Consider the following 16,462-nt stretch of genomic DNA (forward strand, 5'->3'; position numbering starts at 1 on the left):
TATGCTCCCTGCTTCTACTCTTCATCCTTTTTCGCCTGTTCCGCACTCTTTTCATATTGTTTCTTCTCCTGCCGATGCTCCTCTGCACGTTTCATCCGATATAACAACACTGTCACACACACACCAAGTGCAAATGCCAGTATTCCCATACATATATATCCGAGCGCATCATACTGTCCGAACATGCTTGCCATTCCGGGACTGTAATTCATCTTACCTGCAGCGTTCTGCTTCATAACACTCGGAAGATACATTCCCAGACCGACTACAGCGATCAGACATGCGGCAATACTTATTCCACTGATCATATACTGTCTTTTCTTACGCTCTTCTATCTTAATCTCCTGTGTTCTTTTATGAATCAACTGCTGACGCTCTTTATTCGTCCGCATATACAAATCCCTCCTGTTCCAGAATGATTTTCAGACTTTTTTTGCCTCTATGTACCAGATTCGTAATCTGCTGTTCGCTCTTTCCGAGAATCTTTCCTGCTTCCCGGTAACTCATTCCTTCCAGACTCACAAGATACAATGCTTCCCGATACTCTGTTTTTAACTTTGCCATCGCTTCATAAAGCTGACGTTCTCTCTCCGTCTGTCGAAGTTTTGTATCTACCAGTTCCTCACTCGGCAGATCAAAAGTCAGATCATCCAGATGCAAAAACCACAGTTTATGCTTCTGGTTATGCCGGATTGTCAGATTCCTTGCTGTCTTATATAAATAAGCCCTAAAACTTCCATTCCCCTTAATCGGACGCTCCTTTGCAAAAATCTTAGAAAATGCTTCAATCATCAAATCTTCTGATTCATGTATATCATGGATATATCCATGGATGTAATAGGTAAGCGCATCCCCGTATCTGTCTACCAGAATGTCGGCACCTTGTTCTATGCCATCCAGATATTGCCAATATGCCTCCTCGTCTGAGATCATACGGGTTCCCCCTTCCTTTTTCTTTTATTGTATCCGAATCGACTTTATTTTTCAATCTTTTCAAAATAGTGCTGACCGCTAATTCCTATTTTTATCTTTGATTTTACATATATTATTTAATTATTATCCTATAATATCCTTTCTTTTTCAGTTTTTGCTTGTTATAATTATGCCACCATTTAAACCTAATCCCTTTTCGGATACTGCGATAAGCTATGGTAATTAAAATGAGACAGAGAACTGTGGTCAAAGCTCTCTGTCTCTTTATAAGATGATACAATTATTAGTGAATTGTCTTTGCTATAAAATATATTTCCTGTAGCGATTATTTGATCTCGTCTGTCTCGATGACGAATTTTACTGCTCCATCCATAGATTTGTCTCTTCCGCTGTATGTCTTGTAAGCACACTTGTCAGAAGTCAGTGCATCGAAACGATCCAGAACATCACCGAGTTCATCCTCGAATGTGCTCTTTAACTTGCCTGTTCCTTCTTTCTGGAATTTATCTGCTCCGTTTGCAAGCTCCTCTGCTCCTGAGCTTAACTTATCAGCTCCTGAGCGAAGCTCATCGCTGTTAGAAGAAAGCTTTGCAGATCCTTCGCTTAACTGTGAGCCAAGTGTATTAAGACCGTTTGCAAGCTTGTTTGTTCCGCTCTGCAGTGTGCTTACTCCGGCTACGAGTGTCGGGCTATTTTTCTTTAATTTCAATGCACCGCCTGTGAGGGCATCATTATAAGAACTGAGCTGTGAAAATCCTTTGTTCAAAGCAGCAATTCCCTGCTGTGCTTTCGGGAAAGCGACAGAAGTCTTACCATCTAACTCATTGATTCCTCCTGCCAGAGCTACGATACCTTTGTCTAATCCTTCCATTCCAGCATTCAATGCATCAATCTTTGTTGTAAGGTCTTTCACATCATCCTGTGGAAGCGCATCTTTTCCTTTTGCGATAGCATCCAGTTTTTTCTGCATCTCCGGAAGCTGTACCTGAAGTGCCATAGCTGTGTTTTCAAATGTTGTACCCTGTTTCTGAATATCAGCTGCAATCTTCTGAATGTTTGTCGGATCTACAGATGGCATTGTAATGCTGACTTTATCCTGTTTCTTTAATGCATCGATATCTTTTGTTGCGTCTTTCGCATCTTTTAATGCATCGATGGACTCATTCAGCTCTTTCTTCTCTGCGGCTGTTGCATTTTCTTTCTGTTTCTCTAATGCTGCAACAGAGCTGTCGATCTGCTTCTTGCTCTTCTCGGAAGCTGTCTGTGCTTTATCTACCGCATCATTGTAATCTGTAATGGATTTATTTAATTCTGTAACTTTTGCTTCGCAGGCTTTCTGTAAATTACCAAGCTGCGTATTGATTGTACCTAATTCTTTCTGTAAGCTTTCAAGATCTGTACCGATCTGCTGTACCGGTGCAGCAATTCCTGTATTCATTGCTGTCTGCAGGCTTTCTGTCTCTGCGATCATCTCCTTACCGGTTTTTACCATTCCGTCAACCTGACCAAGTAATGCCTGTACTTCTGCACTGCCAAGAGCTTTCTTTAACTGCGCTGTTCCGGCTGCAAGCTGTGCGGAAGCAACCGTTAAGTCTTCTTTTGCCTCTCCCTTACCGTCTGTAGAAGCTTTCATTTTGTCGATCGCTCCCTGGATCTTTGTAAGGCCATCGCTCAATGTTGTAAGTTGTTTTGCTCCTTTGGCAAGCTTCTTCTCGCCACCTACATAAGATGTAACTCCATTTGCAAGAGTTGTTGTTCCTTTCGCGTAGTCATTGACACCTTTTACAACTTTGTTGACGCCATTTACATACTCTGTAACACTACCGCTTAATTCTCCGTCATTGCTTAAATATTTCTGGATTGCATCATTTAACGTATCTGCACCTTCTGTGTAGCTGTCCACTCCGTCTGCAAGTGTCTTTGTTCCATCGGAAAGTGTGTTCGACCCGCTTACGAGCTCCAGTGCTGCATCATCGAGCTCGTCGAGTGCATTCTGAAGGGAATCCATATCTGCAATGTTATCAAGATCTAAGTCCTTTGTAAGGTCACTCAAGCCTACTGTAAATGTAGAAGACATCTCGAAATCGGTTACGTCTGCTTCCACTTCCAGGCTTTCCGGAATTGTAAGATCATCTGCATCCTTGATATCATCCAGGTTCAGGCTTTCTTTTAATCCCGGCATACCAAATCCAACAACAATACTTCTGTTTCCATCAGAAATAACTTTTCCGTTATCGATCGTAACATTTGTGAAGTTGTCATTTGGAAGAATCATACCCGTCATCATTACGAAAGCTGTATACATGTTTTCTGTCTTGCCATTTACTTCCACATTCTTCTTGGATTTATTTTCATAGTTTACTTTAATTTTCAGATGTCCGCTTTTACCTTTTAACTTGTTCGGCTGAATCTCTTTTCCATCCAGGTAATAAGTGAGTTTTACGGATACCGGAAGTTCTTTGTCGGTTGTTCCCTGATAATAAATGTCTTTTCCGTCTGTATTCCATGTAATTTTGTCACCGTCTGCTGTATATTTCTCATCACCTTTGACATTCTTAATGTCATTCAGTGTACTCTTGTCTGTAAGTTTTCCGGAAACATCACCGGAATTTTTCAGCCAGTTGGATACAGTAATTTCATCTGTATTACCGGATGCATCTGCATTTACATACACAGTTTCTTCTTTATATAATTTGTCATCGTTATCTTTTTTATCAGAGCTTGCAGCATATACCGGCATCGCACCTACCATAACCGACATTCCTACAGCAAGAGAAGTTGTGAGTCCACGTTTGATCAATTTACTATTTCTATTCATGCTTCTTACTTCCTTTCTACCTTACTTCGCCTCTGCGGCATACACATCATTTCCTACCATTTTCTTATCATCAAGGAAACCAATGGATGTCTTGCAGATTACTTTGTCAAAAATCATAAACATTGCCGGCAGTACAAAAAGTACGACTATCATACTGATGATAGCGCCTCGCGCTAACAGTGTACAGATAGATCCGATCATCTCAACCTTTGAGTAACATGCAACACCAAATGTTGCTGCGAAGAAACTCAGTCCACTACTGATGATAGATTCCATACTTGTCTTGTGCGCAATACTGATTGCTTCCATCTTCTGCTTGCCGTGCTGTCGTTCACGCTGATAACGGGTTGTCATCAGAATCGCGTAATCAACGGTTGCTCCTAACTGGATCGCTCCGATAACGATGCTGGCAACGAACGGAAGGCTGATTCCCTGATAATACGGAATCGCCATATTTACCATAATTGCAAATTCAATAACAGATACCAGGATGATCGGCAACGAAATGGATTTGAAAATCACCATAATAATGATGAAAATGGCTGCAATGGAAATTGCATTTACTCTTACAAGGTCTGTATCTGTAACATCCTGTAAGTCTTTCATCAGCGGTGCTTCGCCAATCACCATTCCTGATTTATCATATTTCTTAACGATCTTATCAACCTTTTTGATCTGTGCATTTACCTGATCGGTTGCTGATTCATATTCAGAACCTACGAATGCAAGTTCGTAATTATCACTCTTAAGCATCTTCTTAATGTCCTTCGGGATCATAGAATCCGGAACGCTTGGTCCGATCAAGGAGTTCATGCTGATTGTCCATTTAACACCCTTGACCTTATCGATCTCATCAAACATCTTCTGCTTATCCAGTGAATCCATGTTCTTATCCATCATGACGATATGCATATTGCTCATATCAAAGTCTTTCTTAAGCTCTGCATTCGCTACGTTACTGTCCAGTGTAGACGGCAGTGAATCAGCAATGTTGTAATAAATCTTTGTATGATTGTTACCATAAATAGCCGGAAGCAATAATACAAGGAAGATTACAATCCATGCTTTGTAATGCTTGGTAATAAATGCGGACGGCTTATCCATATGCGCCAGCAGCAGCTTGTGCTGTGTCTTATCGATCGCCTTATCAAAGAACAATACGAGTGACGGAAGCACAGTTACACAACAGATAACTCCGATCACAACACCCTTTGCCATAACGATTCCGAGGTCACGTCCAAGTGCAAATGTCATAACACAAAGTGCAACAAATCCGGCTACGGTTGTAACAGAACTTCCCGCTACAGACTTGAATGTGTTGGAAATGGCATGCCCCATGGCACGTTCTTTCTCACCAGGGAACCTCTTTTTATTTTCTTCGTAACTGTTCAGCAGGAAGATAGAATAGTCCATCGTAACTCCAAGTTGCAGTACCGCTGTCAATGCCTGCGTAATATAGGAAGTTTCTCCGAGGATAATATTACTTCCCAGGTTATACAAAATCGCAAGTCCGATACTGAGCAAGAATAAAACAGGAACGACAAAAGATCCACATGTCAGCTCCAGAACAATCAGACTCAGAACTGCTGCAATGACCACATATACTGGCAGTTCCTGCATTGCTATGTTCTTAATATCTGTAACAATTCCTGTCATACCGCTGATGAAGCACTGCTTATTCGCCACATGACGAAGCTGTGTCAATGCATCCATCGCATCATCTGAGGATGTTGTATTATCGAATAATACTAACATCATTGTTGCATCGCCTTTGAAAAATGACTCTCTTAAATCCTTCGGGATCATCTCTACCGGAAGGCTAATATCTGCAACATCATCATACCATAACACGTCCTTTACGTGTTTGACCTTACTGAATTTTTCTTTCATTTGCTGGACGTCTTTCAATTCCATGTCCTTCACAACTACCATGGAGAACGCTCCCATGCCATATTCATCTACGAGAATATCCTGGCCTTTTACCGTCTCCAGATGTTCCGGAAGATAACTCAGCAGATCATAATTAACTCTCGTCTTCACTACTCCGATTGCTGACGGGATTGTCAGCAGCAATGCGAGAATCAGCACAATTACTCGGTGCTTTGCAATCCACTTTCCTACCTTAACCATTGTCGTATCATCTCCTTAATACTCTTCATAAATCTCTTTCGTAGTATAGTATACACTAAAATGACTTTTAGTCAATCTTTTTTATAGAAAAAATGAAAAAAAGTCATTTTTCTTGACAAGCAAGTAAAAATAACCTACCATATAAATGTAAAGCTTACATAAAAGGACAAACAATCCCTATTAATATATGTAATTAGGATAAGAAGGAATGATTATGGGAAAAGTAGACGATAATAAAAAGCAAAAAAAACATACTCTGTTGCGGGCAGCTTTTCAGTTATTTACAGAAAAAGGATTTTCCAAGACAACTGTCGCTGACATTGTAGATCGCGCCGGGCTTGCCAAAGGTACTTTTTATCTGTACTTCAAAGACAAGTTTGACCTGCGCGATAAACTGATCGCATACAAAGCTACGCAGCTTTTCAACGATGCGCACTTAGAGTTGGATAAAGCAAATGTGCCAACATTTGAAGACGAAGTATTATTTATGACAGATTACATTATAGGAAGATTTATGACCGATGAACCGTTGAGCCAGTTCGTTGCGAAGAATCTATCCTGGGGAATTTTCCAGGCAGAAGTATCGAACGGTGCCAGCGTACTGCCACAGGCATTTTTCGACCATTACTTAGAATCACTGGAACGTTATCATGTCAACTGTACGTCACCAAGCCTTATGCTCTATACGATCATTGAGCTGATCGGCTCCACAAGTTACAGCTGCATCTTAAAACAGACACCGGTATCGATGGAAGAATATATGCCATATCTTCACGAGACATTAAAGAAGATCATCGAAGTATTTACTGTAAAAGAAGATGCCGAATAACACACCAAATGTAAAAATCGCTTAGACCTTTTTTCTCAGGCCTAAGCGATTTTTCTTTGGTAGCTTCTTTGCAAGTGCCGAAGTTGGCCAATGATATGTCTGATGGTTTGCCTTCCGCAATCCTGTCTCTGACTATCTCAACTTATCTTCGAAAATCTCTACGATCGTCTTCTCTGTCGCTACCATTCCCGGCGATGCAATAAGTCCCATATTGCGCATCGTCTCTTCCGGTGTCGTCCCGTTGATACCATGAGCCTTGTCGATATGAACGCCTTCAAGTGCAAATTCTACTGATCGAAATGCTGTGTCACAGGCAGCCACACCTTTCATCGTACAGCCCTGGTTTCCGCCATCGCAGATCATGCCGGTAATGGAAGATGCCATATTGTTGAGGGTATATTCCAGTTCCTTTAATCTGCCACCCTTCATGTAGCAGACTCCGCAAGCCATACCAGATCCTGCCGCGATCGCGCATCCGCAAAATGCAGACAATCTTCCGGAGTACTCTTTAATATAAGTGCAGACAAGATAGCTCAACATTGTCGCACGATACAAAATTTCTTCACTCAAGTGGTTAATCTTGTACACACCATAGAGTGGCATTGTAGCGATAATTCCATGTGCGCCGGAACCGGTAATACTCATTGCCGGTTTGTCGAGTCCGATCACGCGTGCCTCGATGGCTGCATTGCAAAGAAGAGACGCTGTATTCTTCTCATCATCGGAAATCTCTTTGCCACCATTCATTGCAAGAAGCGTTCTTGCAAATGTCGTGCGTGGATTTTCAAGTCCTTCGTGGAATAATTCCAGGTTTACTTTGTAAGCTTCTTTTACAAATTCAATCTCTTCTACCGGAACTGTTTCTACATATTCTAAGATTTCCTTCAATGTATAGCCGTGAATAGAATGTACCTCTTCCTTTGCGTCCGCCTCTGTCGTATCTGCGGCATGCTCTGCCTCACTCTCCTCCAGCACCTCACCATTTACTTCAATCTTCGTAATATTCGTGTGAGAATCACGGATCGTAACTATTGCCTTATTGCTTTCCGTCTCCACTGTTGCCTGGATAAAGATACGACTTGTAATACCACTTAACTCGACGGTGATCTTACCTTCGTCAATGAGCTTTTGTGCGGTAACATTGTCTTCTGGTTTTACATCCGCCAGCGATTCCAATCCTTTTTCTGCATTTCCAGCCACATAGCCGAGTGCTGCAGCAAACACATTGCCCACTTCATTGGAATTCGGAATTCCACACGTAAATGCATTCTTATACATTCCACTGTTCATTGCAACATTTACATGTTTTAATTCTCCTTTTGTGTAGGAACGTGCCTTCGCTACACTGAATGCAATCGCTCCCGGCTCCGTCACACCAAGTGCCGGAAGCATGTCCGCTTTGATTAATTTTGTCAGTTCATTCATTTTAAAATTTACCCCCTTTGCATTTAAAAACTGCTCTCTTATTTATTCGGATTCTTTTTTGCTTCGATATACTCTCCATTTCTTCCTTCGAATGCTCTTCCCTTTCCGGTAATGCAGCTTACAAGCATCACTGCCCAGATTGCCCAGCTGTAAAACGTCGTAGTAATCATGTCTCCTGCGCCAAGCTTCGGAAGAAATGCATATGCATCTGTCTGCGAAGAGATTCCACCAAGCAAAAGTAATACACATCCGCCGAATGGAAGGAAAAATGGAAATGAGCAAATGGTTGTCGCAAGTATATTTGCTCTTCTATATGGATGAATGTCATTTTTCTTACCGATTGCATTGATAAATGGAGCTACACATATATTTGCAATTGTGTTGATTGCAGCAATCAGAATACCAAACACGGTAGACAGGCAGAACATCGAAATTTCCGCGCCTCTTTCTGTTTTGATGACTGAATTGTTCAGCCAATCTACAACTGCCTCCATGCATCCGGATGCAATAAGCAGCTCTCCCATAGATACAACGATCATTAACAGGATTGATACATTAAACATACCTGATACTCCACTTGTGATCGTTCCACTGATTGCGCCGTCTTTGATGCAGATCAGATCGGTCGGTTTGAAAAGCTTTGCTCCCAATCCGATCACAATCGCCAGAATGCTTCCTGTTCCAAGACTGGCAAAGATATTTACTCCTTTTACAGCCAGAATAATAACTACCAATGTAGGTATCAAAAGTAACAATCCTTGTGGCATCTGATACTGCTTCAACAGATTTTCTGCTTCTGCCGGATCCAGTGTATTTCCGGAACCACCAAATACAAAAAACAATACTGCTGCAATGATCGCAGCGATAAAAACATATTTATATCTGCATTTTACGGTGCCGCCAATGCTTGCCGCTCCATTTGTATATTTATACTCCTGAGAGGTTGCTGCAATGATCGTTGTATCCGATACCGGTGCGAAGTTGTCACCAAATGCTGCTCCAGATAAGATCGCACCTGCCAGAACCGCCGGGTTGCATCCTAATAAAATACCCGCCGGATATAAAATAAAGCACATCGTTGAAATCGTTCCAAACCCAGATCCTGTTGCCACTGCAAACAATGCCGAGAAAACAAATGCGCATACTGTAAATACAGCTCCGGACACTCCAAGTTTTACGGAAACCCATACAAGTCCTTCTACAATATGTCCACTTTTCAATATGGCTCCATACATTCCCACAACTAACCATAACATCACTGCGGTCATCGCTACTTTCGAACCAAGTCCTTTTAATATAACATCCCAATAACGATCCAGATCTTTGCTGAAAAGCATTCCAATCAAAAGTGCGATCACACCTGCTGCAACCATGGCATTAATATCCTGAAAATTTGCGAAAGATAATCCTATCGTAATAATAATAAATATCGCAAATGGAACCAACGCCATTGCACGTCCCCCGCGGAACGTTAATCTTCTTTCTCCCATTTTACTGTCCTCCTTATATTTTGTGTACAGCTATATCAGCTGTTAGAAAACATACTACTCCACTAGGTTTATCCTGTCTAATACACAAAATTGATAAACTGTAAAAGGTATTTTCTATATAAGAAGGTCCGCTCGTTCAGATTTTATATGTTGAACCATCTCTTAATCGCTTTATGTTCTCCGATTACTAAAATTGTCGCATCCTGCTTCAAAAGCGTATCTGTGGAAAGGGCGATGTTCACCCCGCCTTTATCTTTCACTGCAATGATATTGATATTATATTTTCTTCGGACATCCAGCTCTCCGATTGTCTTTCCAAGCCACTCCTCCGGCACTTCCGCCTCGAAAATTGCGTGGGATGCGTCAATTTCCATATAATCCAAAATGTGGTCTGCCGTGTACCGGATAGATGCCCACTTGGCTACCTGGCGTTCCGGGTATACGACCTGATCTGCTCCGTTTCTTAATAGAAATTTCTTCTGAATATCTCGTTCTGCCCGGGAGATAACAATCTTTGCTCCAAGCTCCTTTAATAGCGAAGTCGTCTCCAATGAATTTTCAAAATTTGCCGAAATTGTTACAAAACAAATATCAAAATTTCCAATCCCAAGTGATTTTAAGAAGTTTGCATTTGTGCTGTCTCCAATCTGCGCATTCGTAACATATGGCAGAATTTCATTTACTCTGTCTTCATCATCATCAACTGCCATAACCTCATGGCCGAGCTCATTTAACTCTACAGCGAGATGTCTGCCAAATCTTCCAAGTCCAATAAGTAAAATATTTTTCATGTTTATTTCCTCCAAACTATCCAACTGTAATCTGTTCTACCGGGAACTTTGCTTTGCTCTTATTTCTGGATGAAAATACAGCATAGATCAATGTAAGTCCTCCGACTCTTCCAAGATACATTAACACGATAAGGATCAACTGGGACGCCATATGAAGGTGTGGCGTGATTCCAAGTGTAAGTCCCACTGTTCCAACCGCCGAAGCCGTCTCATAAAGGCATTCCGCCAATGGCAGGCCTTCATACATGCTGATCGCGATTCCGCCGCCAAAGAAAAGCATCACATACAGCATCAAAAGTGTAGCTGCATCGCGTATTACATGATTATCAATTCGCCTGTGAAATGCACTTACCGTATCTTTACTTCGAAATGTTGCAAATGCATTTAAGAGCAGCACTGCAATTGTCGTTGTCTTCATACCTCCGGCTGTAGAACTCGGCGATCCACCGATCAGCATAAGAATGATAATAAGTGTCTGTGCCGGTTCCGCCATCTTTCCGATATCTACGGTGTTAAACCCGGCAGTTCTCGGTGTCACCGCCTGGAAAAACGATGCAAGCAGCCGTTCCTCCATTGCAAGATTTTTAAAATTCCAAAAGAAAAAGAAAAGGCTCGGCAATAAAATAAGCACTGCCGTCGTCACGAGAACGATCTTGCTTTGCAGTCGATAGCGCCGGAAATGATATGTATTCGTGCACACATCTTCCCATGTAAGAAAACCAATGCCGCCAATAATGATAAGCAGCATAATCACTACATTTACAAGAGCATTTCCCGCATACTGCAGGAGGGACGGAAACGTATTTTTCGTCGTTCCGAGAATGTCAAATCCCGCATTGCAAAATGCAGAAATAGAATGAAAGATTGACATCCAGATTCCCTTCACGCCAAAATCTTTTCCGAAAACCGGCAGCAGTAATACCGCTCCGATAAGCTCTACCAGAAATGTTCCTTTTAATATAAACTTCGTCAGTCGGACAATTCCTCCGATCCTTGGCGCTGCAATGGCATCCTGCATTGTCGTACGCTGCATAAGAGAAATCTTTTTCCCGGACAACAATGTGACCGAAACCGTAACTGTCACCACGCCAAGCCCACCGATCTGGATCAGTATTAAAATAACAAGCTGTCCAAAGAAAGACCAGTAGCTCCCCGTGTCCAGCACTGCCAGCCCGGTCACGCACACCGCCGAAGTAGAAGTAAATAAAGCCTTGTGAAATGGCGTAAATACTCCCTCCACCGAGGAGATTGGCAACGTCAGCAAAAACGCGCCAAATAAGATAACTGCGGCAAAACCCATCGTGATCAATTGAAACGGTGTAAAATGTCTTCCTATGTTTTTCATCATGTCAAATCCCTGATTTCTTTTATTAACAATTCAAACAATGTCTACGTATAGCTGTAGTATAATACTACACCTGTTTGAAATCAAGATAGCAAAAAAAACTGCCACTTTGCGATTGATCCATCGTAAAAGCGACAGCTTTTCAATTTTTCCTATTATCTAAAATAATAACTGAAGTCCCATTGCGATCATCCACATATAAGCACATGTCTTTGGGATCATCAGAAGATCCACCATTGGTTTTTTCTTGCTGAACAATGTAACCGGGATGTAGCATCCGAAAGAAAGGCTGATGGCAGCTACCATTCTTGTCAAATAACATAAATATTTTTTTCATCATCTCACTCCGCATTTTTCTTCAAACATTCATCCGCATTGTTACAAATCTTTTGAAATACCTGGATGCACATCTGCATCTCTTCTTCTGTTAATCCACTCAAAACATTTTTCGCAAATTGCTTCTGTGCGTTTTTCCCTGCTTCTATGATCGGAATTGCATCATCTAATAAAACGATTTCAATACGCTTCTTATTATTCGGACTTTGAATCCTATCGACCAGTCTCTTCGTCTCTAAATCCTTCAGTGAGATCGAAACGTGTGACTTCGTCGACTTGCGGACCTTAACAATATCAGCCGCTGTATTAAACTATCGAAGAAGCACATCAGATCATCGTTTTCCTTATACTTCGGGATGATCTTTCTGTGCTTCCTCAACCAAATATGATATTAAATTTAAATGATGTTATTGTTATCCGTAAACAAAAAAGTGATTAACTTGTAAAGACCATTAGTTCTTTTTTCTCAGCATTAAGCTTCTTGTTATTCCGGCAATTGCTACGACCATAAGAACCGCCCATAAAATCGGCTTGGAACTGTCGCCTGTTTTAACCGAAGCATTCTTTTTGCTTTTCACTTGTGTTTTTACAGTTGTTTTCGTCTTGTTTTGTTTATCCTTACCTGTATTCGTATCTGTTCCACCACTTGATGGCTTCTCCGGCTCTGTCGTTTCGCCCGGCTTCTCAGGCTCTGTCGTCTCGCCCGGTTTTTCCGGCTCTGTCGTCTCGCCCGGCTTCTCAGGCTCTGTCGTCTCGCCCGGCTTTTCCGGCTCTGTCGTCTCGCCCGGTGCATTTGCATCTACCGGATATAAAGAAAGGTTCGGCACAGTCAGAATATCTCTCCAATATGTATCATTATCATAATCGATATCATTTACATTTTCTCCATCGATCAGATTTCGATTCGTTGTTCCTGCAAGCTTCACATTATCTCCCAAAGCTTTTCCCGGTGTACTTGATTTGGAAACAGAAGCGCCGCCTTCTAAGTATGCATTTGCTACGGAAATCATTCCCGTACCGCTCACTGCATTTCCACCTTCTCCAAAATGTCCATCGCCACCGACGCAGATGAGTTTTCCTTCTCCGGTAATGGTTCCACCATTTAGCTCAACTGCTGTTCCGCCATTTGATGTAGTTGCATCTTTCCCACCGCCAAAGACAGCAAGTACAGCATCTTTTTCCAGAGTAAGTGTGCCATTAACTTTCAGTCCCCTCTGGCCGGTATAGCTTTTTCCTGTGGCAGCATCTGTTCCGGTAGGTGCCTCATCGCCGCGCACGAATACCTTTCCTTTCAATGAAACATTTCCATTTACGACAACGACCGGTTCTGTATTGTGACGTGCACTTGATCCATTGGCAATATTGTTCGTATTCGAGTAAATTTTTGCATTTTCCAATGTGGCACCATCCTGCAAGATCAGTTGACCATTAATGGACGCTCCGTTCAGAAACTCGCCTTCTCCATAGTCGTTATAATTCATGGAAAATGTTCCGCCATTTTGTACTTCTACAACTCCCTGAATGACAGAATCTCGAAGTGTGAGCTTCGCACCGTCCCCAACAATAATTTTCACACTGGATAAAATATCCATATTTACCAATGTCAGATTGCATCCCTTTGGCAAGATCAATGTCTGCTTCTGTGCAGTGCCCTCTGATACAGCGTATCCAAGTTCTCCATACGTGCCACTTGTGTGAGAGCCATACCACGCTTTTACATCTGCCGGAACAGTGACCCTCTGATCGCCGGAAGCATCTGTAAAGTTTTTAATCGCCCACGGCTCCATATCATACATATATTTTCCGTCTGCCGTTTTCGTACAGTTTGATAACACAAGCTGATCTTTTAATGTTTCTTCTCCACTGAAAACACGAAACGGCAGGCTGTTACTTGTCGCAGTATGTCCGTCTTCGTCTGTGATCGATACGCTGATATCATATGTACCTGCATTTGCAGGGGTTCCGGCTAACGTAAGGGAACCATCATGAACGGAATACACACCCGCCATCCCAGAATCATTTTCTTTGGATGCATCGTCGTGATTTACAATTATCACCGAAGACTCTTTGGATTTTATACGAATATCGCTTTCGCTTAAAAGCTTCCAATCATCTTTTGTCGGTTCCTGATCTGCATTTACAAGTGCAACCTCTACACTTGCATCACTGTTTTTATTTTGCGTCACATTCGTAGATGCACCACTAATCGCATCGTATCCTTTTTGATTTACAAGTGCCGACTCAAAGCTTCCGACTAGTCGCACGTAAAGCTTCATGTTATCGCCTGGCTTTGTATCCTGCGAAATTGTAAGCTTTCCATCCGCGATAGCAACTTTGAAAGCTAATGTTTTGTATCCGGTTGCCGTAATTGAAATCACATCACCATTTTTCAACGCTGCGGTCTGACTGTAGCTTTTCTGTGCAAATTCAACGGCGCCGTCCCGGATACGATATTTTCCACCCATAGAAGGTGTGAAACTATACGCTTCCCAGTCCGTGTCATTGACAGAGATTTTCGTGATCGCATCCGTATAATTTGCATCCGCAAATTTCAATTGCCATAATCCGTTGAATGAATCCTGCTTTACAGAAATACTGTCAATGGTAATCTCTTTCTCTGCTGCCGATACGTTTACTTCACCTATTATCACACCTGCAATCAGCAAAAATAATGCCAGCAGGAGTGTTTTGCATTTTCTCCTCATTCTCTTCAATAGTCCTTCCTCCATATATTTAGTTAGTCAATGCTAATCACAGATTAACATCATGTAGAGTTAGTGTCAACTAATTATTTTCTCAATAACGGTACGCGTACTCAAAAAGGAGCCCGTACCGCTCACGATACAGGCTCCCTTAATCTCCTACCGCCATTGCCTCCGTCCCTGGCACCAATAACATTGATAGCACCATCGCCATACTTAATAAGATACTTATAAATTTCTTACTCATATTCATTTCTTCTTTCGGAAACAATTTGTAAACCTTAACATGCGTCCTTTAAGGTTTGTTTACTATACAAAAATGATAGCATATGCCCTTTGAATAATCACTTCAAATCAAACGTCTGTAAGACTTGGCGCGTGATGTTTCTTACGTTCTTTTTTATATTGATACATATCCTGATCCGCTCTGTCTTTGACAACTGCAATATCTTCATCTGAAAATGGAGCTGACCCGTAAGAAACGGTTGGGAAAAATGTGAACTTTCTTCGTTTCTCTGTCCACCGCCGCAGAAATTCCTGTTTGCATTCCTCTTCTTTCGCTCCGTTTTTCAGTAATACACAAAACTCATCCCCACCTATCCGATAACAATATCCAAAGTCTGCATATGCTTTTTTGATACATTCCGCAATATCCGCAAGGCAAAGATCACCTTTCACGTGACCATGACAGTCATTGACCTGTTTGAAATCATCCGCGTCAAACACCACCAGCACTCCTTTGTTGTATTTTACCTCCCTGGTCTGTTTCAAATAGCTGTTCTGATTCAAAAGTCCTGTGAGTGCATCCAACTGATTCCACATTTCATTGCAATAGATAAAATATAATACAGAAAGCAACGTAATACATAACCATGTTACATGAAGTTCAGGCAGTGCAATCTGAATGACTGTTTCCGCCATCACAAAAAGAATCAATGGATAGATCAGCATCCTGCTGCGATTCTGAAATTCTCTGGCTGTGACGATCGTAGATATCGAAAGATACAAAATTGCCCCAAAATACATGATGACATATATGTAAAAATGCGGACCACGTGAATAAATATTATCCACACTCACGGAGAATACCATTCCATATGGAATAGAAATCAACAGAAACATAAGATATGCGATCTCACAACACACTGCAATTCTGATCTTTCGTCGGAGAGCTGTTTTTCTGTCCAATACATACACAAGACAGATAGACACCGCCGGCGACAGGCCAAACCCCAGATAATTAGACACAATATTCAGCCATCGGTATCCGGACGGCAAGCCATCCACAACCACTGTTATGACCTCCAGCACTGAAATTCCTGCGATCATAAGATAGGCCAGAAAAAAGCCACGTTTTTGTTTTTCGCTAAGCGATTCACTCAGATATGTGAGTATGCACATAAAGCATAAAACAAAAAGATCAATTGTAGTTAATACATAAAAATATCCATCCATTACAAAACTTCCCATTTTTTCATCTATCACTGCTTTTTCACAAATATTTGCTTTGTTTAACTGCAGCAAAAGATTCTGTTTTCGAATTCATAAACCCTAAACTATATTCTAACAAACTATGCATGAAAAAGATATACACTTTCACATCTACATGCAAAATCCATTGTCAAAAAAATAGATGCATAAGATTGCTCTTTTCTCATGCATC

General features: G+C 41.5%; 12 protein-coding genes. 1 reads left to right on the plus strand and 11 read right to left on the minus strand.

The annotated features are described in order from the left end of the window. Positions 1-14 precede the first annotated feature (14 nt). From H8S07_RS04130 to H8S07_RS04145, 4 genes are all read right to left on the minus strand, one after another. Positions 15-392, minus strand: a complete 378-nt coding sequence (locus H8S07_RS04130; RefSeq protein ID WP_117537074.1) for a DUF4179 domain-containing protein — start codon at positions 390-392, stop codon at positions 15-17. Next, positions 379-933, minus strand: coding sequence for an RNA polymerase sigma factor (locus H8S07_RS04135; protein WP_117537075.1), 555 nt, complete (start codon positions 931-933; stop codon positions 379-381). Before H8S07_RS04135 ends, H8S07_RS04130 begins: the two co-directional genes overlap by 14 nt. Before the next feature lie 325 nt (positions 934-1,258). Then, complete coding sequence (locus tag H8S07_RS04140; protein ID WP_186855479.1) at positions 1,259-3,751, minus strand: coiled-coil domain-containing protein; 2,493 nt, start codon at positions 3,749-3,751, stop codon at positions 1,259-1,261. Positions 3,752-3,772: 21 nt separating this feature from the next. Then, complete coding sequence (locus tag H8S07_RS04145; protein WP_186855480.1) at positions 3,773-5,881, minus strand: efflux RND transporter permease subunit; 2,109 nt, start codon at positions 5,879-5,881, stop codon at positions 3,773-3,775. A gap of 214 nt (positions 5,882-6,095) precedes the next feature. Between H8S07_RS04145 and H8S07_RS04150 the strand changes: the two genes are divergently transcribed. Further along, entirely contained in the window at positions 6,096-6,710 is a 615-nt protein-coding gene (locus tag H8S07_RS04150) for a TetR/AcrR family transcriptional regulator (RefSeq protein ID WP_186855481.1), read from the plus strand. 132 nt (positions 6,711-6,842) lie between these two features. Here H8S07_RS04150 and H8S07_RS04155 read toward each other — a convergent pair whose 3' ends face one another. From H8S07_RS04155 to H8S07_RS04185, 7 genes are all read right to left on the minus strand, one after another. Beyond that, positions 6,843-8,135 (minus strand): L-cysteine desulfidase family protein, encoded by a 1,293-nt coding sequence (locus H8S07_RS04155; protein WP_186855482.1) that lies wholly within the window; start codon positions 8,133-8,135, stop codon positions 6,843-6,845. Positions 8,136-8,173: 38 nt separating this feature from the next. Then, entirely contained in the window at positions 8,174-9,625 is a 1,452-nt protein-coding gene (locus H8S07_RS04160; RefSeq protein ID WP_186855483.1) for a Na+/H+ antiporter NhaC family protein, read from the minus strand. A gap of 143 nt (positions 9,626-9,768) precedes the next feature. Continuing rightward, positions 9,769-10,416 carry a potassium channel family protein gene (locus H8S07_RS04165; RefSeq protein WP_118288037.1) on the minus strand — a complete coding sequence of 216 codons (648 nt, stop codon included), beginning with the start codon at positions 10,414-10,416 and terminating at the stop codon, positions 9,769-9,771. A gap of 16 nt (positions 10,417-10,432) precedes the next feature. Beyond that, positions 10,433-11,764 carry a TrkH family potassium uptake protein gene (locus H8S07_RS04170; protein ID WP_186855484.1) on the minus strand — a complete coding sequence of 444 codons (1,332 nt, stop codon included), beginning with the start codon at positions 11,762-11,764 and terminating at the stop codon, positions 10,433-10,435. A gap of 156 nt (positions 11,765-11,920) precedes the next feature. Then, a complete protein-coding gene (locus tag H8S07_RS04175; protein ID WP_186855485.1) occupies positions 11,921-12,076 on the minus strand; it encodes a hypothetical protein in 156 nt (51 codons plus the stop codon). Positions 12,077-12,549: 473 nt separating this feature from the next. Then, entirely contained in the window at positions 12,550-14,802 is a 2,253-nt protein-coding gene (locus H8S07_RS04180; RefSeq protein WP_456298403.1) for a hemoblobin-interacting domain-containing protein, read from the minus strand. A gap of 351 nt (positions 14,803-15,153) precedes the next feature. Continuing rightward, positions 15,154-16,323 (minus strand): GGDEF domain-containing protein, encoded by a 1,170-nt coding sequence (locus tag H8S07_RS04185; RefSeq protein ID WP_243175961.1) that lies wholly within the window; start codon positions 16,321-16,323, stop codon positions 15,154-15,156. Between the last annotated feature and the right edge of the window lie 139 nt (positions 16,324-16,462).

The sequence above is a fragment of the Dorea hominis genome, assembly GCF_014287705.1.
GTDB classification, from domain to species: Bacteria; Bacillota; Clostridia; order Lachnospirales; family Lachnospiraceae; genus Dorea_D; species Dorea_D hominis.